At 71.0% G+C, this 25,339-nt stretch carries 24 protein-coding genes and 1 pseudogene; 16 read left to right on the forward strand and 9 right to left on the reverse strand.

Features of this window, described 5'->3' with window-relative positions:
• The first annotated feature begins 43 nt into the window (after nucleotides 1-43).
• From PGN25_12665 to PGN25_12675, 3 genes and pseudogenes are all read left to right on the forward strand, one after another.
• A pseudogene (locus tag PGN25_12665) lies at nucleotides 44-1,124 on the forward strand (UV damage endonuclease UvsE).
• 365 nt (nucleotides 1,125-1,489) lie between these two features.
• A complete protein-coding gene (locus tag PGN25_12670) occupies nucleotides 1,490-4,150 on the forward strand; it encodes a TIGR02302 family protein (protein ID MEH3118406.1) in 2,661 nt (886 codons plus the stop codon).
• A gap of 28 nt (nucleotides 4,151-4,178) precedes the next feature.
• Nucleotides 4,179-4,364 carry a twin transmembrane helix small protein gene (locus PGN25_12675; protein MEH3118407.1) on the forward strand — a complete coding sequence of 62 codons (186 nt, stop codon included), beginning with the start codon at nucleotides 4,179-4,181 and terminating at the stop codon, nucleotides 4,362-4,364.
• A gap of 302 nt (nucleotides 4,365-4,666) precedes the next feature.
• On the opposite strand, the gene PGN25_12680 is transcribed toward PGN25_12675, so the two are convergent.
• Nucleotides 4,667-5,164 (reverse strand): lipocalin-like domain-containing protein, encoded by a 498-nt coding sequence (locus PGN25_12680; GenBank protein MEH3118408.1) that lies wholly within the window; start codon nucleotides 5,162-5,164, stop codon nucleotides 4,667-4,669.
• A 282-nt stretch (nucleotides 5,165-5,446) separates the two neighbouring features.
• Between PGN25_12680 and PGN25_12685 the strand changes: the two genes are divergently transcribed.
• From PGN25_12685 to PGN25_12705, 5 genes are all read left to right on the forward strand, one after another.
• The gene (locus PGN25_12685) at nucleotides 5,447-6,085 is read left to right on the forward strand and encodes an acyloxyacyl hydrolase (GenBank protein MEH3118409.1); all 639 of its coding nucleotides are present in this window, start codon (nucleotides 5,447-5,449) and stop codon (nucleotides 6,083-6,085) included.
• A 210-nt stretch (nucleotides 6,086-6,295) separates the two neighbouring features.
• Nucleotides 6,296-6,868, forward strand: a complete 573-nt coding sequence (locus tag PGN25_12690; protein MEH3118410.1) for a cob(I)yrinic acid a,c-diamide adenosyltransferase — start codon at nucleotides 6,296-6,298, stop codon at nucleotides 6,866-6,868.
• A gap of 174 nt (nucleotides 6,869-7,042) precedes the next feature.
• Nucleotides 7,043-7,792, forward strand: a complete 750-nt coding sequence (locus PGN25_12695; protein MEH3118411.1) for an electron transfer flavoprotein subunit beta/FixA family protein — start codon at nucleotides 7,043-7,045, stop codon at nucleotides 7,790-7,792.
• A gap of 71 nt (nucleotides 7,793-7,863) precedes the next feature.
• On the forward strand, nucleotides 7,864-8,817 hold the full coding sequence (locus tag PGN25_12700; GenBank protein MEH3118412.1) for an FAD-binding protein: 954 nt from the start codon (nucleotides 7,864-7,866) through the stop codon (nucleotides 8,815-8,817).
• A gap of 134 nt (nucleotides 8,818-8,951) precedes the next feature.
• Complete coding sequence (locus PGN25_12705) at nucleotides 8,952-9,833, forward strand: 3-hydroxybutyryl-CoA dehydrogenase (GenBank protein MEH3118413.1); 882 nt, start codon at nucleotides 8,952-8,954, stop codon at nucleotides 9,831-9,833.
• Between the two features lie 103 nt (nucleotides 9,834-9,936).
• On the opposite strand, the gene PGN25_12710 is transcribed toward PGN25_12705, so the two are convergent.
• Both PGN25_12710 and PGN25_12715 read right to left on the reverse strand, forming a co-directional pair.
• Nucleotides 9,937-10,215 carry a hypothetical protein gene (locus PGN25_12710; GenBank protein ID MEH3118414.1) on the reverse strand — a complete coding sequence of 93 codons (279 nt, stop codon included), beginning with the start codon at nucleotides 10,213-10,215 and terminating at the stop codon, nucleotides 9,937-9,939.
• Nucleotides 10,216-10,316: 101 nt separating this feature from the next.
• Nucleotides 10,317-11,327, reverse strand: a complete 1,011-nt coding sequence (locus PGN25_12715) for an NAD(P)H-quinone oxidoreductase (GenBank protein ID MEH3118415.1) — start codon at nucleotides 11,325-11,327, stop codon at nucleotides 10,317-10,319.
• A 195-nt stretch (nucleotides 11,328-11,522) separates the two neighbouring features.
• Here PGN25_12715 and PGN25_12720 point away from each other — a divergent pair, with 195 nt between their 5' ends.
• Entirely contained in the window at nucleotides 11,523-11,747 is a 225-nt protein-coding gene (locus PGN25_12720) for a hypothetical protein (GenBank protein ID MEH3118416.1), read from the forward strand.
• Nucleotides 11,744-11,968 (forward strand): type II toxin-antitoxin system RelE/ParE family toxin, encoded by a 225-nt coding sequence (locus PGN25_12725; protein ID MEH3118417.1) that lies wholly within the window; start codon nucleotides 11,744-11,746, stop codon nucleotides 11,966-11,968. Before PGN25_12720 ends, PGN25_12725 begins: the two co-directional genes overlap by 4 nt.
• Nucleotides 11,969-12,204: 236 nt before the next feature.
• On the opposite strand, the gene upp is transcribed toward PGN25_12725, so the two are convergent.
• The 3 genes from upp to PGN25_12740 all read right to left on the reverse strand — a co-directional run bounded on the left by upp (nucleotide 12,205) and on the right by PGN25_12740 (nucleotide 16,614).
• Entirely contained in the window at nucleotides 12,205-12,855 is a 651-nt protein-coding gene (gene upp / locus PGN25_12730) for a uracil phosphoribosyltransferase (protein ID MEH3118418.1), read from the reverse strand.
• A 96-nt stretch (nucleotides 12,856-12,951) separates the two neighbouring features.
• Nucleotides 12,952-15,045: a glycogen debranching protein GlgX gene (glgX, locus tag PGN25_12735; GenBank protein ID MEH3118419.1), complete on the reverse strand. Its 2,094-nt coding sequence runs from the start codon at nucleotides 15,043-15,045 to the stop codon at nucleotides 12,952-12,954.
• Nucleotides 15,046-15,192: 147 nt separating this feature from the next.
• The gene (locus PGN25_12740) at nucleotides 15,193-16,614 is read right to left on the reverse strand and encodes a trehalose-6-phosphate synthase (GenBank protein MEH3118420.1); all 1,422 of its coding nucleotides are present in this window, start codon (nucleotides 16,612-16,614) and stop codon (nucleotides 15,193-15,195) included.
• A 481-nt stretch (nucleotides 16,615-17,095) separates the two neighbouring features.
• Between PGN25_12740 and PGN25_12745 the strand changes: the two genes are divergently transcribed.
• The 4 genes from PGN25_12745 to PGN25_12760 all read left to right on the forward strand — a co-directional run bounded on the left by PGN25_12745 (nucleotide 17,096) and on the right by PGN25_12760 (nucleotide 19,242).
• Nucleotides 17,096-17,575 carry a hypothetical protein gene (locus tag PGN25_12745; protein ID MEH3118421.1) on the forward strand — a complete coding sequence of 160 codons (480 nt, stop codon included), beginning with the start codon at nucleotides 17,096-17,098 and terminating at the stop codon, nucleotides 17,573-17,575.
• Nucleotides 17,576-17,586: 11 nt separating this feature from the next.
• Nucleotides 17,587-18,006, forward strand: coding sequence for a phage holin family protein (locus PGN25_12750; protein MEH3118422.1), 420 nt, complete (start codon nucleotides 17,587-17,589; stop codon nucleotides 18,004-18,006).
• Nucleotides 18,003-18,401 (forward strand): DUF3618 domain-containing protein, encoded by a 399-nt coding sequence (locus PGN25_12755; protein ID MEH3118423.1) that lies wholly within the window; start codon nucleotides 18,003-18,005, stop codon nucleotides 18,399-18,401. Before PGN25_12750 ends, PGN25_12755 begins: the two co-directional genes overlap by 4 nt.
• Nucleotides 18,402-18,465: 64 nt before the next feature.
• Nucleotides 18,466-19,242: a hypothetical protein gene (locus PGN25_12760; protein MEH3118424.1), complete on the forward strand. Its 777-nt coding sequence runs from the start codon at nucleotides 18,466-18,468 to the stop codon at nucleotides 19,240-19,242.
• A 221-nt stretch (nucleotides 19,243-19,463) separates the two neighbouring features.
• Here PGN25_12760 and PGN25_12765 read toward each other — a convergent pair whose 3' ends face one another.
• The 3 genes from PGN25_12765 to PGN25_12775 all read right to left on the reverse strand — a co-directional run bounded on the left by PGN25_12765 (nucleotide 19,464) and on the right by PGN25_12775 (nucleotide 22,109).
• Nucleotides 19,464-20,114, reverse strand: a complete 651-nt coding sequence (locus PGN25_12765; protein MEH3118425.1) for a ribonuclease HII — start codon at nucleotides 20,112-20,114, stop codon at nucleotides 19,464-19,466.
• A gap of 80 nt (nucleotides 20,115-20,194) precedes the next feature.
• On the reverse strand, nucleotides 20,195-21,259 hold the full coding sequence (locus tag PGN25_12770; GenBank protein ID MEH3118426.1) for a glycosyltransferase family 1 protein: 1,065 nt from the start codon (nucleotides 21,257-21,259) through the stop codon (nucleotides 20,195-20,197).
• Between the two features lie 37 nt (nucleotides 21,260-21,296).
• Nucleotides 21,297-22,109: a UDP-2,3-diacylglucosamine diphosphatase gene (locus PGN25_12775; GenBank protein MEH3118427.1), complete on the reverse strand. Its 813-nt coding sequence runs from the start codon at nucleotides 22,107-22,109 to the stop codon at nucleotides 21,297-21,299.
• 640 nt (nucleotides 22,110-22,749) lie between these two features.
• Between PGN25_12775 and PGN25_12780 the strand changes: the two genes are divergently transcribed.
• Entirely contained in the window at nucleotides 22,750-23,958 is a 1,209-nt protein-coding gene (locus tag PGN25_12780; GenBank protein ID MEH3118428.1) for an aminotransferase class V-fold PLP-dependent enzyme, read from the forward strand.
• Between the two features lie 235 nt (nucleotides 23,959-24,193).
• Complete coding sequence (locus PGN25_12785; GenBank protein ID MEH3118429.1) at nucleotides 24,194-25,138, forward strand: D-2-hydroxyacid dehydrogenase; 945 nt, start codon at nucleotides 24,194-24,196, stop codon at nucleotides 25,136-25,138.
• Nucleotides 25,139-25,339: the final 201 nt, after the last annotated feature.

A 25,339-nucleotide genomic window follows, 5' to 3' on the forward strand; every position in this document is an offset into this window, starting at 1 on the left:
CGTTTCGGTGGGGCCGAAACCGGCCCCGACGCGTTGTCGGCCCATGCCTCGCGTCCCAGACCGATCCGAACCGCCCCGTCTCGGCTTCTGCTGCACCTTCATCCCCGACCCGGACCCGGCGCACAGAACCCTGAAGGCGGCCAAGGACGCGGCCAAGCCGATGAATCTCGGCACGGTCACCATGGCGCATCTGGAGCGCCTCGGGCCGGCCGCGCGCGTCGGGAAGCTCGAAGGGGTCGTGCGCCACAACCTCGCGGCCCTGGAGCGCCAGATCGCCTGGGTCTCGGCCCGGACGCCGCTGGAGCGGCTCCTGCGCATGGCGAGTTCGGTGCTGCCCGGCTACACCCACCCGGTGGCGCGGCCGCTCTACGCCGAGCCCGCGATGCGCGACCTGATCGCGGCCGGGCTCGCGCGCATCGGCGAGCGGGCGCGGGCGGGGGCCGTGCGGCTCAGCATGCATCCCGGTCCGTTCTGCATCATCGCCTCGCGCAACCCGAACGCGCAGAAGAACGGCATCGCCGAACTCGAGTACCATGCCGAGGTGATGGCGATGCTGGGCTACGGCTCCGGCTGGCACCCGCACGGCGCCCACGTGAACATCCATGTCGGCGGGCGCGAACCCGGCATCGAGGGTTTTTTCCGCGAACCTGCCGCTGATCTCGGAGACGGCGCGCAACCTGCTCACCGTCGAGAACGACGAGTCGCTGTTCGGCCTCGATGCGGTGCTGCGGCTCGGCGACCGGGTGCCGGTGGTGCTCGACCTGCACCACCACTGGGTCGAGAGCCGCGGCGAATACATCGAGCCCGACGATCCGCGCGTCCGGGCGGTGATCGCCTCCTGGCGCGGGGTGCGGCCGGTGAGCCATGTCAGCGTCTCGCGCGAGAGCCTCCTGCCCGGCCACGACACGACCGCCCTGCCGGACTACGCCGCACTCTCGGGCGAGGGGCATTCCTGGCGCGATCTCGCCGCGCATTCCGACCTGATGTGGAACGAGGCGGTCAACGCCCTGGTCGCCCGCCACCTCGCCTGGAGCGACTTCGAGATCGAGGCCAAGGGCAAGAACCAGGCGAGCGTGCCGCTGGCCGCCCGGATCGGGCGCGACATCGCCCTGGCCGCCGCCTGACCCCGCTTCGGCTCCCCCGTCATCGCGAGGCTCGGCGCAAGCGATCCAGGGCGGAAGTCCTGTCCGGAGAGGCCGCACCGCCGGATGGCTTCGCCTGACGGCTCGCAACGACGGTGTGGATCATCCTCTCCGTCATTGCGAGGCTCGACGCAAGCAATCCAGCACCGCGACGCAAAGCCGGTCGAGACGTTCGAGCGCTCCGACACCATGGGCCGGCAGGATCGCGCCGCGGGCGATGACGGCGCCCGCCCACCCTCGGCTGGGCGGATTTGACCCGGCGGACGGCGCCCGGCACCATGCTAGCTTCCTCATTCGTGCGCGGGGCGCCTTTCGCCCGGCGCCCGCGGGAGCCGCGACCGGACACGATGAGCGAGGCCGAACGGACGAACGCCGCCAGCGGGGATCGACAGGGCGAGGCGCGCCGCCGCCTCGACCGGCTGGTGGAGCGGGCGCGGGCCGCGGGCCTGTGGGAGCGGGCCTGGCCGGTGCTGTGGCGGGGCCTCGGCGTCGGGCTCGCCTTCCTCGCCGCCTCCTGGCTCGGGCTGTGGCTCGACCTCCCGCCGCTCTGGCGCATGGCCGGGCTCGGCCTGTTCGCCGCTCTCCTCGTCCTCGCCCTGTGGCCGGCTCTGCGCCTGCGTGCGTTGAGCCGCCGCGAGGCCCTGATCCGGATCGACCGCGAGGCCGCCCGCGGCGGCGGACCCGCCCACGATCCGGCCTCGGCGGTCGAGGACACCCTCGCCGTCGGCCAGACCGACCCGGCCACCCGTGCCCTGTGGGCCCTGCACCAGTCCCGCGCCGCCGCCGCCGTCGCGCGGCTGAAGGCCGGGCGCCCGCGGCCGGACATGCCCGGCCACGATCCGCTGGCCCTGCGCGCCGGCCTCCTCGTCGCGGCTCTGGCGGCGCTGTTCGTGGCCGGACCGGAATGGCGCGGGCGGATCGCCGCCGCCTTCGACGGGCGCGAGCCGCCGGCCGCCGCCCCGAGCTTCCGCGTCGACGGCTGGATCGACCCGCCGATCTACACCCGCGTCCCGCCGCTGATCGTGACGATGTCCGGCAGCGCCAGGGACGCGGTGCAGCGCCTGCGCGCGCCGGTCAACTCGACGCTGATCGTGCGCATCGCCGGCCAGGGCGAGGCGGAATTGACTCCGAACGCCGCCCTGGTGCCGGTGACCCGGGACGAGAAGACCGTCTCGCCGCGGCCCACCCTTCCGGGGGCGGAGGCCCGCGCCGGCCTGCGGGAGGAGCGCTTCCGGCTCGCGGGCGGCACCGCCGAACTCGGCATCGCCGCCTCCGCTTCCGAGCCGCAGCGCCTCGTGATCGAGACGATCCCCGACCGGCCGCCGGAGGTGCGCCGGGTCGGCGCGCTGGAGGTCAACGGACGCGGCACCTTCAACCTGACCTACCGCGCCAAGGACGATTACGGCATCGCCTCCGCCGAGGGGCTGGTCGAACCGGTCAAGCCCGGCCGTTCGCTCGTGCCGGTGCCGAAGATCGGGCTCGCGCTGCCTGCCGACGCCACCGGCGACACCGACACCAGGACGCTGGTCGATCTCACCGACAATCCCTGGTCCGGCGCGCAGGTGAGGCTGACGCTCGTGGTGCGCGACGAGGCCGGGCAGGAGGGCCGCACCGAGCCCGCCGGGATCGTGCTGCCGGCCCGGCCCTTCAGCCAGCCGCTCGCCCGGGCCCTGGCCGAGGAGCGCCGCCGCCTCGTGACCGCGCCGGACGAGGACCGCGCCCGGGTCCAGACGGCGCTCGACGCCCTGCGGATCGCGCCGGAGCGCTTCACGCCGCAGCCCGCGGTCTTCCTCGGGCTCACCACCGCGGCCAACCGCCTGCGCGCGGCCCAATCGGACGAGGATCTGATCGGCGTCGCCGACCTCCTGTGGGAGATGGCCCTCAAGATCGAGGACGGCGACCTGTCGGATGCCGAGAAGGCCCTGCGCGCCGCCCAGGACCGCCTCAAGGAGGCGATCGAGCGCAACGCGCCGGACGAGGAGATCAGGCAACTCACCCAGGACCTGAAACAGGCCCTCGACACGTTCATGAAGGAGTTCGCCCAGCGCGCGAAGCCGCAGAACCGCCAGCAGCCATCCGAGCGGCGGCAGGGCAGCCGGACCGTCACGCCCGACGATCTGGAGAAGATGATCAAGGACATGCAGGAGGCGATGCAGCGCGGCGACACGGCGGAGGCCCAGCGCCTGCTCGACCAGCTCCGCAACGTGCTGGAAAACCTCCAGAGCGCCGAGAACGGCCGGAAGTCCGACGACGGCATGGCCGAGATGAACCGGCAGCTCGACGCGCTCGACAAGATGTCCCGCGAGCAGCAGGACCTGCGCGACGAGACCTACAAGGAGGGTCAGCAGGGCCAGCGCCCCGGCCCGCGCCAGCGCCCGCAGAACGGCCAGCAGCAGGGCCAGCAGGGCCAGCAGGGACAGCGACAGCAGGGCCAGGATGGGGAAGGACGGCAGGGCCAGGGAATCCAGGGCCAGGGAATCCAGGGGCAGGGCGGGGAACAGGGCCGGAGCATGGGCCAGCGCCAGCAGGGCCTGCGCGAGCAGTTGCAGGACCTGAAGGACCGGATGAAGCAGCAGGGCCTTCAGGGCGAGGAAGGCCTGGCCGATGCCGAGGACGCCATGCGCGAGGCCGAGGAGGCGCTCGGCCGCGGCCGCAACGGCGACGCCGTGGACGCGCAGGGGCGCGCCCTGGAGGGGCTGAAGCGCGGCGCCGAGGGCATGCAGAGGCAGATGCAGCAGATGGCCGAAGGCGAGGGCCGGCAGGAGGGCCAGCAGGAGGGCCGGTCCCCCGGCCGTCAGGGCCGCTCGGGCTCCTCCGACGACGACCCGCTCGGCCGCCCGACCCGGGGGCGCGACCTCTCGAACGGCAACGTGCGGGTGCCCAGCGCCGACGAATCCGCCGTGCAGCGCGCCCGCCGGATCATGGAGGAGCTGCGGCGCAAGCTCGGCGACCCCTCGCGCCCGCAGGAGGAACTCGACTATTTCGAGCGCCTGCTGCGCCGGAACTGACGCCGCCCTTCCACGGGATCACCGATCCATGTCCGCCGACCACCTCGTCCTCCTCGCCTGCGTCGCCGTGGCCGGCGTTCTGCTCTTCGGCCTCGTCAACATGATGCGGGGCGGCAGCGCCAACCTCTCGCAGACGCTGATGCGGCTGCGCGTGCTGCTGCAGTTCATCGCGATCCTGATCATCATGGGCGTGGTGTGGTGGCGGGCGGCCTGACGGCCGCCGCCCCTTCTCATACCAAGCTGCAGGGAAGCCGACCGATGGTCGGCTTCCCTGCGTCCGGCGGACGCCCGCCGCCGCGCCTTCGCGCGGGTAACAAGCGATGAGGCGGGATCATCGCCGGTTGGTATCATACGGTTTTTCGCTTGATCGCTTCGGGTTTGGCCCCCCACCGTCCTCGCGAGCGGCCGCGAAGCGATCCAGGGCGCGGGCATGTCCGGAAAGGTCGCGCCCTGGATTGCTTGCGCCGAGCCTCGCAAGGACGCAGGACAGGCCGAAGTCATCGACCGGAGGGCGTATCACTCCTTCGCCCGCTCGAAGGTGACGATGCTGCGGGTCTCGCCCCGGTCGGCCCAGTTCGGCATCACCCGCCAGGGGGTCAGCACCCGCAGGCGCTCGCCGTCGAGCCGGAACGTCCGGGTCTGCTTCGAGCCGACCCATTTCGGATCCCAGGCCACGTCGAGGTCGGCGATCCACTTGTCGCCGTCGAGGCGGAACGTGCCGGTATAGGAGACGAGGGTCTCGAGGAGATGGGCGCGCTGGGCGTCGTCCCTGGCGGGGGTGCGGCCCTCGCCGGTGAGCACGAAGAACACGCGCTTTTCCGGGGTGAAGTAGGCGTAGCCGGTCGGGTTCTCGCCCATCACCGGCAGCTTCTCGCCGTCCTTGCGGACTTCGACCTCGTACGAGACCAGCTTCCACAGGCCGCTCAGCCGGGCGTCGTCCTCCGCCCGGGCCGCCGCCGGCGCCAGTCCGGCCGCCATGGTCACGGCCGCCATCATCCCCATCGTCGCCCGCATGTCGCATCCCTGGTCCGACAGGCTCCGTCCGAGAGCCTTTGACCGAACGCCGGGCGGCGGCGTCCGATGCATCGTTCCTTGCATCGCTGGCATGGCATCGCTGGCATGACGGCGCCGCCCGATGGCCGTTCCGCAACCGACGCAGCGGAGGCGGGCCGTGCGTCAGGTGTGGCGTCGGCGCCCCACCGGAGCGGCAAAAGCGCGGGCGCCGGATGAATCCGCGGGCTGCGCCCGGGGCGGCGTGATATTCGAGGCGGGTTGAAACGGACGGATCGACCGCCGATGAAGTCACCCCTTGCCCGGATTCTCGTCGGCGCCCTCGCCGCCTCGGCCGTCACGGCCGGGCAGGCCGCCGATCTCGGCGGCGCCCGGACTCCCGCGCCGCTGCCCTACGCCGCCCCCGTCCAGCCCTACTCCATCGTCTCCGAGGTCCGCATCGGCGGCTCGGTGCAGGATCCCGGCAGCGCCGAGGGCAAGCTGCCCGGCTTCAGCACCGCGAACGTCAACGGCGAGATCCTGTTCGCCAAGCCGCTCGTCAGCGCCGACCCGTTCTGGCAGGCCTTCGTGCCGCGTCCCACGGTCGGCGGCAGCTACAACACCGGCGGCCGCACCAGCTACGCCTATATCGGCGCCACCTGGACCGTCGACCTGTTCCCCGAAACCCTCGACCGCCGCGTGTTCCTCGAAGGCTTCTTCGGCGGCGCCGCGCATAACGGCTATACCGGCCTGAAGGCGAACGCGCCCTACGGCTTCAACGCCCTCGGCTGCTCGCCGCTGTTCCGCGAGGCGGCCGCCCTCGGCTTCCGCCTCACCGAGCACTGGAGCGTCATGGCGACCGTCGAGCACATGTCGAATGCCGGCCTGTGCGGCGACAACCGCGGCCTGACCAATTTCGGCGGCAAGATCGGCTACACGTTCTGACCTGACCCGCCGACCTTTTTACGGCTTGCAAAGACCCGCCGCGCGCGAAACATCGCCGGGCGGGTTTTCGTTTGCGGATTTATCCTTTGCCTTCGCGGCATCGGCCCGAGACACGGAGCCTCGTCCCGAAAGCCGGCAACCCCCGTTCGGGACGAGGCTCATGGATGCCGGCTTGCGCGAAAGGCCGGCCGCGAGAGGGAGGCGTTCGCCGTGGTCAAGCTCAACCGCATCTATACCCGCACCGGAGACCGGGGCACGACCGGGCTCGCCAACGGCGAGCGCCGCTCCAAGGCCGACCTGCGGGTCGAGGCCTACGGCACGGTCGACGAGACCAATGCCTGCATCGGGCTCGCCCGCCTCCACGCCGAGCCCGCCCTCGACGCGATGCTGGCGCGCATCCAGAACGACCTGTTCGATCTCGGCGCCGATCTCGCCACGCCGCCGAGCGACACGCCGCTCGGCTACGAGCCCCTGCGGATCGTCGCCGCCCAGGTGCAGCGCCTGGAGGCGGAAATCGACGCGCTCAACGCGGACATCCCGCCGCTCAGGTCCTTCGTGCTGCCCGGCGGCTCGGCCGCGGCCGCCGCGCTCCATCTCGCCCGCACCGTCTGCCGCCGCGCCGAACGCTCGGTGGTGTCGCTGTCGGGCATCGAGAGCGAGGCGATCTCGGGCGAGGCGCTGCAATACCTCAACCGCCTGTCGGACTTCCTGTTCGTGGCCTCCCGCGCGGCCAACCGGAACGGCGCCGACGACGTGCTCTGGGTGCCGGGCCAGAACCGCTGAGCGGGATGGGGCGGCCTCCCGATCCGTTGTCGATCGAGTTGCGTTGACAAGCGGGAAATCGCCTCGTTACGGTCCCGCCGCCCTGACAATCCCATCGAGTGCCGTCGAGCGGGTTCCGAAGCCGTCCCTCAAGTGACGCCGGGAGCTTCGCAGGCGCGGAGGAAAGCGACTGCCATGAAGGTTTTGGTGCCGGTGAAGCGGGTCGTCGACTACAACGTGAAGATCCGGGTCAAGGCGGACGGTTCGGGCGTGGAACTGGCCAACGTCAAGATGTCGATGAACCCGTTCGACGAGATCGCCGTCGAGGAGGCGATCCGGCTGAAGGAGAAGGGCCGGGTCTCCGAGATCGTCGCGGTCTCGATCGGCCCGCAAGCCGCGCAGGAGACGCTGCGCACCGCCCTCGCCATGGGGGCCGACCGGGCCGTGCTGATCAAGACCGACGTCGCGTGCGAGCCGCTGGCCGTGGCCAAGCTGCTCAAGGCCGTGGTCGAACGGGAAGGCCCCGGCCTCGTCATCCTCGGCAAGCAGGCCATCGACGACGATTCGAACCAGACCGGCCAGATGCTGGCCGCGCTGCTGGGCTGGCCGCAGGGCACCTTCGCCTTCAGGCTCGCATTCGGCGAGGGCGGCATCGACGTGACCCGCGAGGTCGACGGCGGCCTCCAGACCGTCGCGCTCAGGCTGCCGGCCATCGTCACCACGGACCTGCGCCTCAACGAGCCGCGCTACGCCTCGCTGCCCAACATCATGAAGGCCAAGAAGAAGCCGCTGGAGGAGCTGAGCCCCGAGACCCTCGGCATCGACGTCACGCCGAAGCTGACCGTGCTCAGGGTCGCCGAGCCGCCGGGCCGGCAGGCGGGCGTGAAGGTCGCCTCCGCCGCCGCGCTCGTGCAGAAGCTCAAGGTCGAAGCCGGCGTGCTCTGATCCTCGGGCCGCGCCGCTCCCGGCCCCGGTCGAGCGGCGTCCCTCCCCCCTCGTTCCCGAAGGTTTCGCCGATGACCACGCTCCTCTACGCCGAGCACGCCCACGGGCAGATCAAGGACGGCACGCTGAAGGCGCTGACCGCGGCCCGGGCCCTGGGCCAGCCGGTCCACGCCCTGGTGCTCGGCTCCGGTTCGAAGGCGGCGGCCGAGGCCGCGGCCGCGCTCGACGGCGTCGAGACGGTTCTGAACGCCGAGGACGCGGCCTACGACCACGACCTCGCCGAACCCGCCGCCGCGCTGATCGCGGCGATCGCGGACGGCTACGACGCGATCGTGGCCGCGGCCACGACCACGGGCAAGAACACGCTGCCGCGGGTGGCCGCCTTGCTCGACGTGGCGCAGATCTCCGACATCATCAAGGTGGTGGCGCCCGACACCTTCGAGCGGCCGATCTACGCCGGCAACGCGATCCAGACGGTGCGGGCGGGCGCGGGCAAGCGGGTGATCACCGTGCGCACCGCCGCCTTCACGGCGGCGCAGGCGGGCGGCGCGGCCGCCCCGGTCGAGGCGGTCTCGGCCGCGGCGCCCGACGCGCTCGGCGCCGCCTACAAGTCGGAAGACATCGCCCGGTCCGACCGGCCGGAGCTGGCCTCGGCCAAGTTCGTCGTCTCCGGCGGCCGCTCGCTCGGCTCGGCGGAGCAGTTCAAGGCGCTGATCGAGCCGCTGGCGGACGCCCTCGGCGCGGCGGTGGGCGCCTCGCGCGCCGCGGTGGACGCGGGCTACGCCCCGAACGACTGGCAGGTCGGCCAGACCGGCAAGGTGGTGGCGCCCGACCTCTACGTGGCGGTGGGCATCTCCGGGGCGATCCAGCACCTGGCCGGCATGAAGGACGCCAAGGTGATCGTGGCGATCAACAAGGACGAGGACGCCCCGATCTTCCAGGTCGCCGATTACGGCCTCGTCGGCGACCTGTTCCAGGTCGTGCCGGAGCTGCAGGCCGAGATCGCCAAGGTCAAGGACCGGTAGGAGTCCGGCGGCGACGCGTCGAACCGGCCCGGCCGGCCTGCGGCTGGGAACCGGTTTGACGCATTTGTTGCAGTGCCGCATTCTAGGGGTGCGGTTTTGAGGACGATGCCGCAACAGTGGGACGCGATACGGTTATGGGCATCGAGATCAAGACGGTCGGCATCATCGGTGCCGGCCAGATGGGGAACGGCATCGCGCATGTCTGCGCGGCGTCGGGCCTCGCCGTCCGTCTGAACGACCGCGATCCGGCGCGGATCGAGGCCGGCCTCGCGCAGATCGACGCGAACCTCGCGCGGCAGGTCCAGAAGGGCGCCTTGAGCGAGGAGCAGCGCCGCGACGCCTTCGAGCGCATCGCGGTCGCGCGCAGCTTCGACGATCTCGGCCCCTGCGACCTCGTGATCGAGGCGGCCACCGAGGACGAGGCGACCAAGCGCAAGATCTTCCAGACGCTCTGCGCCTCGCTCAAGCCCGACGCCCTGCTGGCGACCAACACCTCGTCGATCTCGATCACCCGGCTCGCGGCCGCGACCGACCGGCCGGACCGGTTCATCGGCATCCACTTCATGAACCCGGTGCCGGTGATGCAGCTCGTCGAGCTGATCCGCGGCATCGCCACCGAGGATCCGACCTACGAGTCGGCCAAGGCCTTCATCGGCAAGCTCGGCAAGACCTCGACCATGTCGGAGGATTTTCCGGCCTTCATCGTCAACCGCATCCTGCTGCCGATGATCAACGAGGCGATCTACACGCTCTACGAGGGCGTGGGTTCGGTCGAGTCGATCGACACGGCGATGCGGCTGGGCGCGAACCACCCGATGGGCCCGCTGCAGCTCGCCGACTTCATCGGCCTCGATACCTGCCTGTCGGTGATGCAGGTGCTGTACGAGGGGCTGGCCGATTCGAAGTACCGGCCCTGCCCGCTGCTGGTGAAGTACGTCGAGGCCGGCTGGCTCGGCCGCAAGTCCAAGCGCGGCTTCTACGACTACCGCGGCGAGACGCCGATCCCGACCCGCTGAGACCGGCGCCGCGCGATGGCGGCGCGTTTCCTCGGTCAACCGACGACATGAAAAGGCCTTCCGGGCGTTCATCCCGGAAGGCCTTTTTCGCGCTCCGTGAACCTTACTGCGCCGACTTCTGCGCCGGCTGCGGATAGGCCGGGTTCTCGGTCGGCACGCCGGCGCTGTTGGAGGACGGGGCCTTGTTGACGGAACCCGTCGTCATCTCGCGGGCCGATTCCTGGCTCTTGCCGGCGTAGTCCGAGGTCGTCTCCGCCCGGTTCCAGCTCAGGAGGCCGACCGTGGCGACGGCCAGAAGGACGAGGCTCGCCACCAGCACGTAGAGGACCGGCTTGCCCTTGGCGCCCTGGCGGGCATCGGTCTGGTTCTCGATCTGGGCCATGAATCCCTCTCTTCCGCCCGGTCGGGGGCGGCGTCGTCAGCCTCGGATATGGTTCGCCAACGCCGGTCAGGCTTGGAGAGTTCCTGGGGCGAGCCGCACCGTCAGCGGCCGGTGACGAGCAGGATCTTGCCGGCGTGGCTGCTCGTCTCCATCAGCTCGTGCGCCCTGCGCGCCTCCTCCAGGGGGAAGGTGGCGTGGACGACGGGGCGGATCCGGCCCGCCTCCACGAGCGGCCAGACATCGCGCCTCAACCCCTCGGCGATGGCCGCCTTCGCCTCCTTGGCCTGGGCCCGGAGCGTCGCCCCGGTGACCGTCAGGCGCTTGAGCATGATCGGCGTGAGCGTGAGGTTCTCGGTCTTGTAGCCCTGCATGAAGGCGATCTGGACGAGGCGGCCCTCCACCGCCAGCGAGGCGATGTTCCTCGGGAGGTAGGGGGCGCCCACCATGTCGAGGATCACGTCGACGCCCCGGCCGTCGGTGAGCCGCTTCACCTCTTCGGCGAAATCGGCCTCGCGGTAGTTGATGGCGGCATCCGCCCCCAGCGCCTCGCAGAACCGGCACTTCTCGGCCGAGCCGGCGGTGGTGAGGACGCGGGCGCCGTGCTGCTTGGCGATCTGGATCGCGGTGGTGCCGATGCCGCTCGACCCGCCGTGGACGAGGAAGGTCTCGCCCTTCTGCAGGCGCCCCCGCTGGATCACCGTGGAATAGACGGTGAAGGCGGTCTCGGGCAGGCCGGCGGCCTCCACCAGCGAGAGCGGTCCCGGCTTCCTCAGCACCTGCCCGACCTCGGCCGCCGCGAACTCGGCATAGCCGCCGCTGATGACCAGCGCGCAGACCTCGTCGCCGACGGACAGACCCGTCACGCCCTCGCCGAGGGCGGCGATGCGGCCGGCGATCTCGAGACCCGGAATCTCGGTCGCGCCCTTGGGCGGCGGGTAGCTGCCCTGGCGCTGCATGATGTCGGGCCGGTTGACGCCCGCCGCGACCACCTCGACCAGCACCTGACCGGCTCCGGGCTCGGGCAGCGGCACGGTCTCGACCGCGATCACCTCCGGGCCGCCCGCGCCGGCGAAGCGGATCTGGCGCATGGTCTCGGGCAGGGTCTGGGACATCGGGCCTCCTCGGGGCTCGCGCGGCGGGGTTGGTCGCTCGCATGCTCGGGTCAGATGGCGCACGGGACGGGGCGCGTCGAGCCGTGTTAGTGTCTCTCACAAAACTCCCGCTGCGCTGTCGCGCCCGGAGTGAGCGCGGACGGTGATCGGGAGTTTTGTGAGGCACTCTTACGCTCGGACGCTGAAGGTGACCTCATGACGAAGCTGCTCGAACAGGCCGTCGAAGCCGTCCGCCGGCTCCCCGCTGCCGATCAGGACACGATTGCCGAGGCCATGCTCGGCCTCGCACGGGTCGGCTCGGCGGAGGACATCGATCCCGAGCATCTTGAAGATGTGCTGGCCGGGCTTGCCGAGATCGAGAGAGGTGAACTGGCTTCTCCCGAACAGATCGAGGCCGCCTTCCGCAGCTTCGAGCGATGAAGCTCGAAGTCTCCCGGCGTGCAACCCGGCGCCTGCGCGAGATCGCCGACTCCATTCATCGAGAAAACCCCTCGGCTGCCCTCCATGTGCAGAGGACGATCCGGGACGCATTTGCGCTCCTGGCGACGTATCCGGACGCGGGGCGCATCGTGCGGCCGAAGGTGCGCCGCTTCGTCGTGCCGAGGCTTCCGTATCTGATCTATTACACCGTTTCCGATTGATCGCTTCGGGTTTGGCTACCCTCCGTCATCGCGAGCGGCCGCGAAGCGATCCAGGGCGCGACCTGTCCGGACAGGTCGCGCCCTGGATCGCCACGGCTTCGCCTCGCGATGACGCAGGAGAGGCCGAGGTCATCAACCGGATGTCGTATTATACCGTCGATGAGACGGCCGGCGCCGTCATCATCGTCACGATCCGTCACGCTGCCCAGCGCCGGCAGGACTGAAGTGCGGAAGAGTCAGCGCGTGCCGTACATCCGGTCGCCGGCATCGCCGAGGCCCGGGACGATGTAGCCGTGGTCGTTGAGGTGGCTGTCGATCGCCGCGGTCCAGACCGGCACGTCCGGGTGCGCCGCCTGGAAGCGGGCGATGCCCTCGGGCGCGGCGAGCAGGCAGACGAAGCGGAGATCCTTCGCGCCCCGGCTCTTGAGCCGCTCCACCGCCGCGACCGCGGAATTGGCGGTGGCGAGCATGGGGTCGAGCACCAGCACCGTGCGGTCGGCGAGATCCGACGGGCTCTTGAAGTAGTACTCGACCGCCTGGAGCGTGTCGGGGTCGCGGTAGAGCCCGACATGGGCGACGCGGGCCGAGGGCATCAGCGAGAGCATGCCGTCGAGGAAGCCGACGCCGGCCCGCAGGATCGGGGCGAGCACGAGCTTCTTGCCGGCGATCCGGCGCCCCTCCATGGGCTGAAGCGGCGTCTCGATGGTGACCGGTTCGAGCGGCAGGTCGCGGGTCACCTCGTAGGCGAGCAGCATGCCGATCTCGTTGAGGAGTTCGCGGAACCCCTTCGTCGAGCGCTCGCCGTCGCGCATCATCGTCAGCTTGTGCTGGACGAGGGGATGATCGACCACCGTCACCCGCGCCGCGCCGCCGCTCCCCGCCTGCATCGATCCCGTTCCCATGCCTGTCGCGATCCGGGGCGCACGATGCCACGGGGGGCGGAGGAAGCCGAGACGCGCGGGACGTTTTCCCGGGCGAACCGCTCAATCGAGAACGGGGGCCGCCTTCAGCACCAGAACCGCCCGCTCGGGCAGCTCGACGGTGCCGCCGGCCCGGACCGGGGGGCGCGTTCCGTCGGGGACGGCGCCGGTGTCCAGGGTGGTGTCGAAGACCGGGCGCCAGGGGCCGCCGAGTTCGGGCGGCAGGGCGAAGGGGCAGGGCTCGGGCGCCGCGTTCATGAGGATCAGGACGCGCTCCGAACCCTCGATGTCGTTGCCCATCTGCATGCCGAAGGCGCGGCGCTCGCCGTCGGCCCAGGCGGCGCCGTCCATCTCGGTGCCGTCGGGGGAGAGCCAGTGCACGTCCTTCAGGGCGGTCTCGCCGACCCGGCTGCCGATCAGGAAGTGGCGCCGCCGCAGGGAGCGGCAGGCGCGGCGCAGGGCGGCGAGGTTTCCCACGAACGCGCTCAAGGCCGGGTCGGGATCGGTCTCCCAATCCATCCAGCTCAGGGCGTTGTCCTGGCAGTAGGCGTTGTTGTTGCCGCCCTGCGTGCGCGAGCGCTCGTCGCCCATCAGCAGCATCGGCACGCCCTGGGCGAAGAACACGCAGGCCAGCATGTTGCGCTTCTGGCGGGCGCGTACGCCCAGGATCTCCGGATCGTCGGTCGGGCCCTCGACGCCGTAATGGGCCGAGAGGTTGTGGCCGTGGCCGTCGCGGTTCTCCTCGCCGTTGGCCGCGTTGTGCCTCTCTTCGTAGGCCACCACGTCGGCCAGGGTGAAGCCGTCGTGGGAGGCGACGAAGTTGACGCTCGCCAAGGGCGAGCGGCCGGATGGAACAAAGATCTCGCGCGAGCCCGAGAGGCCCTGCGTGAGCTTGGCGAGCGTGCCCGCGTCGCCGCGCCAGAAGCCGCGGAGATGGTCGCGGAACCGGTCGTTCCACTCGCTCCAGCCGGTGGGATAGCCGCCGAGCTGGTAGCCGCCCATGCCGATGTCCCAGGGCTCGGCGATGAGTTTGACGCGGGAGAGGACCGGATCCTGCTGCACCGCCTGGAAGAAGGCGGCCCGGGGGGTGAAGTCGTGGGGGGCGCGGCCGAGGCTCGTGGCGAGGTCGAAGCGGAAGCCCGCCACGCCGTAGACGGCGACCCAGTGGCGCAAGGAGTCGAGCACCATGCGCATCACCCGCGGATGGGCGACGTTCAGGGTGTTGCCGCAGCCGGTGCAGTCGATGTTGCGGCGCAGGTTGTCGGGTTCGAGCTTGTAGTAGCTCGCGTTGTCGATGCCGCGGAAGGAGAGCGTCGGCCCGAGATGGTCGCCCTCGGCGGTATGGTTGTAGACCACGTCGAGCAGGGTCTCGATGCCGGCCGCCGCGAGTTCGCGGATGGCGAAGCGCAGGCCGCTGGCGTCGCCCTCGCCGAAGTAGCGCGGCTCGGGGGCGAAGTGGTTGTAGGGCTGGTAGCCCCAGAAATTGACGAGCCCCCGCTCCACGAGGAAGCGGTCGTCGGCAAACGCCTGGATCGGCAGGAGTTCGAGGGCGGTGACGCCGAGCTTCAGGAGGTGCTCGATGATCGCCGGATGGGCGAGTCCGAGATAGGTGCCGCGTTCGGGCGGCGAGAGGGCCGGATGCGTCCGGGTCAGCGCCTTGACGTGGGCCTCGTAGATCACCGTCTCGTGCAGCGGCCGGGGCGTGGGCAGGGCGATCGCGTCGGGCGTGTCGGGCCGCGTCACCACGCCGCGGGGCAGGAACGGCGCGCTGTCGCGGCGGTCGATCTGGTCCTCGCGGACGCCGCCGCGGCGGTGGCTGTAGAGCGCGTCGTGCCAGCGGATGCGCCCCGCGATCTCCCGCGCGTAGGGGTCGAGAACGAGCTTGGCCGGGTTGAACCGGTGTCCCGCTGCCGGGTCCCAGGGGCCGAACACGCGGTAGCCGTATTGCTGGCCCGGCAGCAGGCCGTGCAGGTAGCCGTGGAAGACGTCGTCGGTCCGGCAGGGCAGGCGGATCGTGCGCGATTCGTGGCGCGCGCCGGGCTCGAACAGGCAGAGGTCGACCCGGGTCGCGTGCTGCGAGAAGAGGGCGAAGTTGACGCCGCGGCCGTCGAAATGCGCGCCGAGCGGCGTCGGCAGGCCCTCCTCGATGACGATCATTCCGGTCCTTCGTGAAGCGGGACCCGTTCCGTTCAGGGCCCCGTCGAAGGCATTCTCCCACCCACGACCCCATCCTGAGGTCGTGGGTGGGAGAATGCCGCGATCGATTCCGAGACACGCGACCGATTCGCCGCCCGGGCGAAAAAACTACTCCGCCGCCGCCGCCGCGGTCGGCGGCTCGCGCTCGACGGTGCGGAAGGTCTCCAGCTCCGCCATGTAGTTGCGCGCCCACCAATCCACGTCCTCGCGCAGCATGCGCTCGGCCATCGGCTTCCAGCGCTCCAGGCGCTCGCCCCGGGGCATGTAGAGCGCCTGCCGGATCGCCTCGGCGACCTCGAAGCGGTCGTAGGGATTGACGAGGAGCGCCTCGGGCAACTGCCGGGCGGCGCCCGCGAACTTCGAGAGCACGAGGACGCCGGGATCCTCCTCGCTCTGCGCGACGACGTATTCCTTGGCCACCAGGTTCATGCCGTCGCGCATCGGCGTGACGAGGCCGACCCGGGCCGCCCGGTAGAGGCCGGCCAGCACGGGGCGGGGATAGGCCTTGGTGACGTACTGGATCGGCGTCCAGGCCGGCTCGCCGAGCATGCCGTTGATGTCGCCGACCTTCTCGTTCACCGCGCGGGCGAGCTGCTCGTATTCCGGCACCTCGCTGCGGGATTTCGGGGTGATCTGGATGTAGACGACGTTGCCGCGCTGGTCGGGGTTCGAGGCGAAGAAGCGGTCCACCGCCTCCATCCGCTCGGGCACGCCCTTCGAGTAGTCGAGCCGGTCGACGCCGATCAGCAGCTTGCGGGTGCGCAGGCCCGCCATGGTCTCGCGCACCACCTTGTTGGAGCCGGCCTTGTCGGCGGCGTCCTTGAAGCCGGCCACGTCGATGCCGATCGGGAAGCTGCGGATCTTCGTGCGCCGCCCGTCCACCATCATCGAGCCGCCGCCGAGCGGGATCGCCCGCATCGTGTCGATGAAGTTGCGCGACAGGTTCTGCACGTCCGAATCGGTCTGGAGGCCGATCAGGTCGTAATCGGCCATGGCGCGCAGCAATGCGCCGCTGGCGGGCAGGGTGTTGAACACGTCGGCCGCCGGCCACGGGATGTGGTGGAAGTACCCGATCGGGTTGGCGATGCCCTGGCCGCGCAATTCGCTCGCCAGCGGCAGCAGGTGGTAGTCGTGCACCCAGATCAGGTCGTCGGGCTCGACCATCTTGGCGAGCGCCTGGGCGAAGGCCTGGTTGACGCGCTGGTAGCCGGCATAGTCCGAGCGGGAATAGGTCCCCAGCCCGATGCGGTAGTGCATGATCGGCCAGAGCGCCCGGTTGGCGAAGCCCGCGTAGTACTCGCGGTGGTCCTGGGGCGAGAGGTCGAGGACGGCGTACTGGATCGGCCCGCGGTCGATCAGTTCGGGCTCGGGGCTCGGATTGTCGCGGATGTTGCCGCTCCAGCCGAACCACAACCCTTCGTAGGAGGAGAACGCCTCCTTGACCGCGACGGCGAGTCCCCCTGCGGAGACCGCATCCTTGCCCTCGGCGGGCACGGCGACACGGTTGGAGACAATGATCAGACGTGCCACGAACCCGGCTCCGGTCCTCGCTGGGGCCGGCACGCGGGGCGCGCCGGCCTAAGGGTCTTGCGTCCGTGGGAAAACGCGCGGAAGCGGAGCGCGATCCGTCGGGCGGCAGCCAAGCGCATCGCACCCTGCGGGTCAAGCGGGCGGGCCGGCGATGCCACCGTTGTCCTGCCCTGCATCCGCCCGGCCGGCTCCAAGTCTCTCACCTCATCTCCCCGCGTCCCTCGCAGTGCAGCAGAGCCGCCGCCACCATGCAAGGGCCGAGCTGAACGGGCGCTGACATCCGGCCCCGGATGAGCACGGCCGCCGCGCGGGGCGAGCGGCGCGGGCGAGCGGACGGAGCGTCTCCCGGCTTCTCCGACCCTCGCTCCGGCCCTCGACGAGCGGAACCCCGCGACGCGGCCAACGGTTCTTCGGCCGAGTTCACCGATGATCGATGCGCCCCGCGCGCCTCTCTCGCAGCGTCCCATCCGGAGTCGACCCCATGACAGCTTCCGCGTCCCCAGATCCCGTCGGCGGCCCCGGGCCGGCCGAGACCAAGGCCGATCTGGAGGATCTGCGCCACGACGTGGAGGACACGGCGAGTCTCGCGGCCGAGCGCGGCAAGGGCTTCGCGGCGGCCGCGCGCCGGCACGCCCTCTCCTACGTCGACGACCGCAAGGGCGAGGCGGCCCGCTCCGTCTCCGACCTCGCCAGGTCCCTGCGCGATTCCGGCAGGACCTTCGACGACCGCCCCAACATCCGCGCCTTCTTCGACAGCGCCGCGGAAGGGCTCGACGATTTCGCCGGCTCGATCGAGCGGCGCAGCCTCGACGCCATCTATCACGAGGCGGAAGCCTTCGCCCGCCGCTCTCCGGTGACGGTCGCGGTGGCGACCTTCGCGGCCGGCTTCCTGCTGTCGCGCTTCGTCAAGGCGTCGGGCCCGACCGAGGCCGACCGGTTCGACGACGGCTACCGGGCCTGAGGGGACGCGCCATGGCAAACCCCGATCCTTCCCCTCCGCCCTCCCCTCCGCCCTCCTCGATCCAATCGCTCGTCGCCGACGCCCTGCGCGAGGCGAGCGAACTGGCCGGCAAGGAGATCGCCCTCTTCCGCACGGAGATGACGAACAACGTCCGCTCGCTGTTCATCGGGCTGGCGATGATGGTGCTCGCGGCGGTGTTCGCGATCACGGCGATGCTGGTGCTGATCGGCGCGCTGGTGAAGTTCGTGGCGACGCTGGTGGGCTCGGAATGGCTCGCGGCGCTCATCGTCGGCGGCGGCATGCTGTTCGTCGCGGTGCTTCTCGGCGTCATCGGCGCCCGGGCGATGGCCCTGTCCAACCTCGCCCCGACCCGGACCTCGCGTCAGGTCCGGCAGGATGCCCGCGCGCTGACGGAAAGGGTTTCGGGATGAGCGAATCGATCTCGGATCTCGAGAAGGACATCGAGCAGAGCCGTGCCCGGCTCGACGAGACCATCGACCGGATCCAGGGCCGGCTGAACGCGTCGAGCCTCGTCGACGAGATGCTCGGCTCGGCCCGGCGCACGCCCTACAGCGGCGTCTACGACGACGCCCTGCTGGCGGTGCGGCGCAATCCGCTGCCGGTGCTGCTGATCGCGGCGGGCGTCGGCCTGCTGCTCAACGGCATGCGCACGGCGCGCCGCCCGACCACCCGCGCCGTGGTGCCGGTGGAAGCCAGACCCGTGACCGTCACGGGCGCCGACCGCACCTACGACCCCGACGCCCCCGGCGGGCGCCCCGCCCACGACCTGCCGCCCGAGCGGCAGGTCCGTCCCTCACAGGCCTGACCCCCGCAAGCGGCCGCGCGCCGAGCCCCGCGCCGACGGCGCGCCTCAGGAAACGGAGCCCATCATGAGCCAAGGTCCGAACCATCAAGGCCCGACCGCGCCGCCGGTCGGCGCGCCGGCGGAGACGCTGCCCGAGACCATCGCCGCCCGCTCCGGCATGCCCCGCGAGGCCGGCGTCGAGCCCAGCCTGCACGACGTTGCTGACCGGATGGCCGACCGGACGGCCGACCGGGCGACGGCGCCGGGGCGCGACGCCAATGCCCGTCTCCAGGCCGGCCTGGAGGATACGGCGGAACAGGCGAGCGAAGGCGCGCGCACCCTGCGCGACCAAGCCTCGGACCGGGCTTCCGAGCTTCGGGACCGGATGAGCGACGCGGCGGATTCCGCCCGCGCCCAGGCCGGCGAGGCCTACGAGGAGGCCCGCTCCTGGGCCGGCGACCGGTACGACACGCACCGCCGGCGCGCCTCCGACCTCGCCGACCGCGGCTACCGCCGCCTGCACGAGGGCCGCACCGCCACGGAGCGGTTCGTCTCCGAGAATCCGCTTCTCGTCGGGGTGGTCGGCCTCGCCGCCGGCCTGCTGCTCGGGGCGCTCCTGCCGCGGACCCGCCAGGAGGACCGAGCGCTCGGCCCCTACGCCGACGACCTGCGCGACCAGGGCATCCGCTACGCCCGCGACCTGACCCATCGCGGCCGCGCCTTCGTCGAGACCGCCCTCGATCCGGAAAACCTCGACGCCGCGGTCAAGCGCGCCGGCGCGCAAGGAGCCCGGCAGGGCGGCCCGGCGACCGGCTCCGCTCCGGGCTACGACGCGGACGAGCGGACGGCGCACCGCCTCTGACAGTCCGACGATGCCGGCTGCCGGCGCGGCTTCACGCGTCCGGCCGGCTCCGAACCCGGGTCGACGCTCCGACGGACCCGCCCCGGTCCCTCGCCGCCGTCAGGTCGTGGCGGCGACGCCGCATCCGAAAAGCCCAAAGGCGTGACACCGGAATTCCCTCCTCGCATTCGACGGGGAGAGGGCGACCGGCCGCGCTCGACGCGATCGAGCGGAGAGCCGCTTCACGCGACCGAACCGGCCCCGGCCGCCTGAAACCGTCCCGTGAAACTCAGCCGATGGTGCGGGCTGCGGCCCTTCGCGCTCAAGCCGGCGAGGTGGGCCGCGGTGCCGTAGCCGGCGTTGCGCTCCCAGGCATAGGCCGGGTGGCGCGGGGCGAGCCGGCGCATGATCCCGTCGCGAAAGGTCTTGGCGACGATGGAGGCGGCGGCGATCTGCGGCACGAGCCGGTCGCCGCCGACCACCGCGCGACAGGGCAGGGCGAGACCGGGAATCGCGTCGCGCCCGTCGACCAGCACGGTCGCGTCGAGCCCCAGGCCCGTGACCGCCCGGCGCATGGCGTCGAGGGTCGCGGCCCGCACGTTCACCCGGTCGACCAGCGCCCGCGAGCCCGCCGCGAGCGAGACCCGCGCATGCGCCCGGATCAGCGGCGTCAGCGCCTCGCGCGTGGCGCGATCGAGGCGCTTGCTGTCGTCGAGCCGGGCCAGCACCTCGGGGGGGAAAGCGAGGGGATCGAACCAGACGGCCGCCACCATCACCGGCCCGCACAGGGCGCCGCGCCCGACCTCGTCGCAGCCGATCGCGGCCGGATAGGTCGCGGCGCGAGCCGGGTCGAAGGGGCGCGCGGCCTGGACGGGTTTCGAGCGAAGGGTCATGGCGCGAACCCTCGCATTCCCGCCGCCCCGGGTCACCCCGATCGGCGGGGGCGTCCAAAAGAATCGGCCCGCAATAGGAATCAGCCCGGGCGCGCCAGCACCGCACCGCCCGGGCGCCGGGCGGTGCGGTGCATCGGCCCCAGTGCGTGGGCCTGGGCGATGTTGTCGTAGAACTGGCGTGCGCTCTCGGCCCAGGTGTAGCGCAGCGCCTCCGCCCGGCAGCGCGCCCGCGGAACCTGAAGCGCGGCGAGCGCCGCCGCGCGCAGATCCATGTCGAGGGCGCCGGCGCCGGTGCCGCCGATCACGTCGAGGGGGCCGGTGACGGGGAAGGCCGCGACCGGCAGGCCGGAGGCCAGGGCTTCGAGCAGCACGATGCCGAAGGTGTCGGTCAGGCTCGGAAACACGAAGGCGTCGGCGCTGGCATAGACCCGCGCCAGCGCCTCGCCGGTCATCGCGCCGAGGAAATGCGCGTCCGGCGCCAGCGCCTGGAGCCGGGCCCGGTCCGGCCCGCCGCCGACCACGACCTTGGAGCCCGGCAGGTCGAGGGAGAGGAAGGCGGCGAGGTTTTTTTCCACCGCCAGCCGCCCCACCGAGAGGAAGATCGGCCGGGGCAGGCCGGAGAGGGCGTCCTCCTCGCGCGGGCGGAACAGGTCGGTGTCGACGCCCCGGGTCCAGCGCATCAGCCGGGTGAAGCCGCGCCCCGTCAGTTCCCGTTCCAGCGAGGGCGTGCTGACCATGGTGCCGCTCGCCGCCGCGTGGAAGCGGCGCAGCCACGCGTAGCTCCAGGCCTCCGGCACCGGCGCCCGGGCGGCGAGGTATTCGGGAAAGCGGGTGTGGTAGCTCGTGGTGAAGGCGTGGCCGAGCGACAGGCAGGCGGCGCGCACGGCGTGGCCGATCGGCCCCTCGGTGGCGATGTGCACATGGGTCGGCGCGAGCCGCTTCCAGCGCTCCAGCACCCGGCCGCGGGTGGCCAGCGAGAGCCGGATCTCGGAATAGCCCGGCATCGGCAGGGACGCGAAATCGGCCGGCGTCAGCATCCGCGGCTCGACGCCGAGCCCGGCGGCGGCCTCGGCCATGCGCTCGACGGAGCGCACCACGCCGTTGACCTGCGGGTGCCACGCATCGGTGGCGAGCAGCAGCCTCATGGGGATTTCCGTATGGGGATTTACCGTGAACTCGGCCTCAGGCGACGGCGCGGCGGATTTCGGGCTCGTAGGCCTCCGCCGCGCGGCGTTCGCGCAGCATGGCGGGGTAGTGCAGCACCTCCATGCGGCCGTCGTAATGCTCGACGATGCCGGTGCAGGATTCCACCCAGTCGCCGGTGTTGAGGTAGGTCAGCCCCTCGACCTCGCGGTGGGCGGCGTGGTGGATATGGCCGCAGATGACGCCGTCCGCTCCCTGGCGCCGGGCTTCCGTGGCGAGGAAGGCCTCGAACTGGCCGATGAAGTTGACCGCGTTCTTCACCTTCAGCTTCGCCCAGGCCGAGAGCGACCAGTAGGCGAGACCGAGGCGGCGGCGCACCCGGTTGACCACGGTGTTGACGGTGAGCGCCGAGGTGTAGGCCCAGTCGCCCAGATGGGCGAGCCACTTGGAATGGCGCACCACCATGTCGAACTGGTCGCCGTGGATCACGAGATAGCGCTTGCCGTCGGCCGCGACGTGGACCCGGCTGTCGGCGATCTCGATGCCGCCGAAGGTCATGCCGATATAGTCGCGCAGGAACTCGTCGTGGTTGCCGGGCACGTAGACGACGTGGGCGCCCTTGCGCACCTTGCGCAGCAGCTTCTGCACCACGTCGTTGTGCGCCTGAGGCCAGTACCAGCCCGAGCGGAGCTGCCAGCCGTCGACGATGTCGCCGACGAGGTAGATCGTGTCGGCATCGACCTCGCGCAGGAAATCGAGCAGCAGGGCCGCCTGGCATCCCTTGGTGCCGAGATGGAGATCGGACAGGAACAGCGTCCGAACGCGGATGGTCGATTCCGGATCCTGTGACACGGGCGCCTCCGGCTCCTCACAACCGCATCGCGACGGGGAAGAGCCAAATCGCATTCCGATCTCAGTTTGATGACGGCGACGGGAACCATCCTGCCGCCCGTCTGCGCCGGACGGCGCACGTCAGCCCCCGGACAGCCGCCTGCCGCAGGGGGTGCCTGCGGGCCGTGCATGCGAAAATCTTTTTGTTTTTCAATTCAGTTTTTTCCGTTTTCCATTCCCCGGCCGGGGAGGCATAACGGCGGCCAAGGTCTTTTTGCCGCGTGCGCCTCTCCGTGCGCGGCAGCGTCCGGCAGAGGCGCGGAACGGCCGGGCACGGATGGGAGCGCTGGACAATCGGCGGAAGCGCGCTTGAAGGCCGCGCGAAGCTGACGCATCGAGGGTTCGATCCTCTGGAGGCGACCGGCGTGGCTGCACGCGCCGCGACGCGGGCGGCGCCACGGCCGTTTCGCCGCTCCGGGACGGTTCAACGATCCGACATCGCGATGGTATGGTCCCGGCCGGCGGGAGGCCGTCTCGCGCGCGGGCGGCTGAGGTCTCGAGGACGTTTCACGGCGGGCGCCCGCCCGCCATCAGGATCGGGTGGGATCGCGGCCGCGAAGGGCCGGCCCGCCCGCAACGACGTAGACTGGAGGAACCTTTCATGGCGGCAACGAGACGTCCGGGACGCAACCACCTGTTCGTTCCCGGCCCGACCAACATCCCGGACCGGGTGATGCGCGCCATGATGGTGCAGTCCGAGGATCACCGCTCGGTCGATTTCCCCGCGCTGACGAAGCCGCTGTTCGAGGACACCAAGCGGGTGTTCGGCTCGACCGACGGCACGATCTTCCTGTTCCCGGCCTCCGGCACCGGCATCTGGGAATCGGCGCTGACCAACACCCTCGCCCGCGGCGACAAGGTCCTGGCCGCCCGCTTCGGCCAGTTCAGCCACCTCTGGATCGACATGGCCCAGCGCCTCGGCCTCGACGTGATCGTCCAGGAGGAGGAGTGGGGCACCGGCGCCAAGCCCGAGAAGATCGAGGAGGCCCTGCGCGCCGACAAGGACCGCGAGATCAAGGCCGTCATGGTGGTCCACAACGAGACCGCCACCGGCGTGACCTCGAACATCGGCGCCGTGCGCAAGGCGATCGACGCCGCCGGCCACCCGGCCCTGCTGTTCGTCGACGGCGTGTCCTCGATCGGCTCGCTGCCGTTCAAGATGGACGAGTGGAAGGTCGACTGCGCCATCGCCGGCTCGCAAAAAGGTCTGATGCTGCCCGCCGGCCTCGGCGTGATCTGCGTCAGCCCCAAGGCGCTCAAGGCGGCGGAAGGCCAGTCCGGCCGCAACGACCGGCTCGCCCGCGTCTACCTCGACTGGGAAGACCACAAGAAGCAGAACCCGGCCGGCTACTTCCCCTACACCCCGCCGCTGCCGCTGCTCTACGGCCTGCGCGAGGCGCTCGCCTGCCTGTTCGAGGAGGGGCTGGAGAACGTCTACCACCGCCACGCCGTGCTCGGCGAGGCGACCCGCCAGGCGGTCGCGGCCTGGGGCCTGAAGACCTGCGCCAAGTCGCCGGAATGGAACTCCGACACCGTCACCGCCATCCTGGTGCCCGAGGGTGTGGACGCGGCCAAGATCATCAGGCACGCCTTCGTGCGCTACAACCTCGCGCTCGGCGCCGGCCTGTCCCAGGTCGCGGGCAAGGTGTTCCGCATCGGCCATGTCGGCGACCTGAACGAACTCTCGCTGCTCGGCGCCATCGCCGGTGCCGAGATGTCGCTCATCGACAACGGCGTGAACGTGACGCCGGGCTCGGGCGTGGCCGCCGCCGCCAGCTACCTGCGCGAGCACCCCCTCTCGAAGTCCTGATTTTTTGGGCCGCGGCGCCGGTTCCAACGGCGCCGCTTCCGCTCAATATAAGAACGGCGCCCCGCGGAACGTCCGGCTTGCCGGCCCGTCTCGCGGGAGACGCGTCAAAGCAGGTTGAGGAAACGGGGCCGGCGTGAAGTGCCTCGCAAAACTCCCGGTCACGGACCGTTCTCGCTGCGGCGAGCGTTTTGCGAGAGACACGATCGCCCGCCGGTCGATCCGGAAGGGGTCCAGAATGACAAGGAAAGTCGTCTTCCTCGATCGCGAGTCGCTCGACGCGACGGTGCGCGAATTCAGCTTCCCGCACGCGTACGAGGAATACGAGTCGACCTGGACGCCGGAGGAGACCGTCGAGCGCCTTCGGGGCGCCGAGATCGCGATCATCAACAAGGTGCCGATGCGCGCCGACACGCTGAAACGGCTTCCCGACCTGAAGCTGATCGCGGTGGCCGCCACGGGCACGGACGTCGTCGACAAGGCCGCCGCCAAGGCGCAGGGGGTCACGGTCGTCAACATCCGCAACTACGCCTTCAACACGGTCCCCGAGCACGTCGTGGGCCTGATGTTCGCGCTGCGCCGGGCGATCGTCCCTTACGCCAATTCCGTGCGCCGGGGGGATTGGAACAAGTCGACCCAGTTCTGCTACTTCGACTACCCGATCCACGACATCGCCGGCTCGACGCTCGGCATCATCGGCTACGGGGCGCTCGGCAAGTCGATCGCCAAGCGGGCCGAGGCGCTCGGCATGACGGTGCTGGCCTACGACGTGTTCCCGCAGGACGGGCTCGTCGATCTCGACACGATCCTCACCCGGTCCGACGTCATCACGCTCCACGTGCCGCTCACCCCCGACACCCGCAACATGATCGGGGCCGACGAGCTCAGGAAGATGAAGCGCTCGGCGATCCTCATCAACACGGCCCGCGGCGGGCTCGTGGACGAGGCGGCCCTCCTCCAGGCGCTCAAGGACGGCACCATCGGCGGCGCCGGCTTCGACGTGGTGGCCCAGGAGCCGCCGAAGGACGGCAACATCCTGTGCGAGGCCGACCTGCCGAACCTGATCGTCACCCCGCACGTGGCCTGGGCGAGCAAGGAGGCGATGCAGATCCTCGCCGACCAGCTCGTGGACAACATCGAGGCGTACGTGGCGGGCAAGCCGCAGAACGTCGTCGAGGCGTAGACCCTTCGGGTCTCCCACCCATACGCCTCATCCTGAGGTGCCGCGAAGCGGCCTCGAAGGATCCTCCAGATCCCGCGGCGATCCCTGGAGCACCCTTCGAGGCCTCCGCTTCGCGAAGGCACCTCAGGATGAGGGAGAGGGTGGGATCATCCGGGTGAACGAAGTTTCGACGGCCGTCGCCGCGGCGACAGGCGCCAAGCC

This window comes from Methylorubrum populi (assembly GCA_036946625.1).
GTDB lineage: Bacteria > Pseudomonadota > Alphaproteobacteria > Rhizobiales > Beijerinckiaceae > Methylobacterium > Methylobacterium populi_C.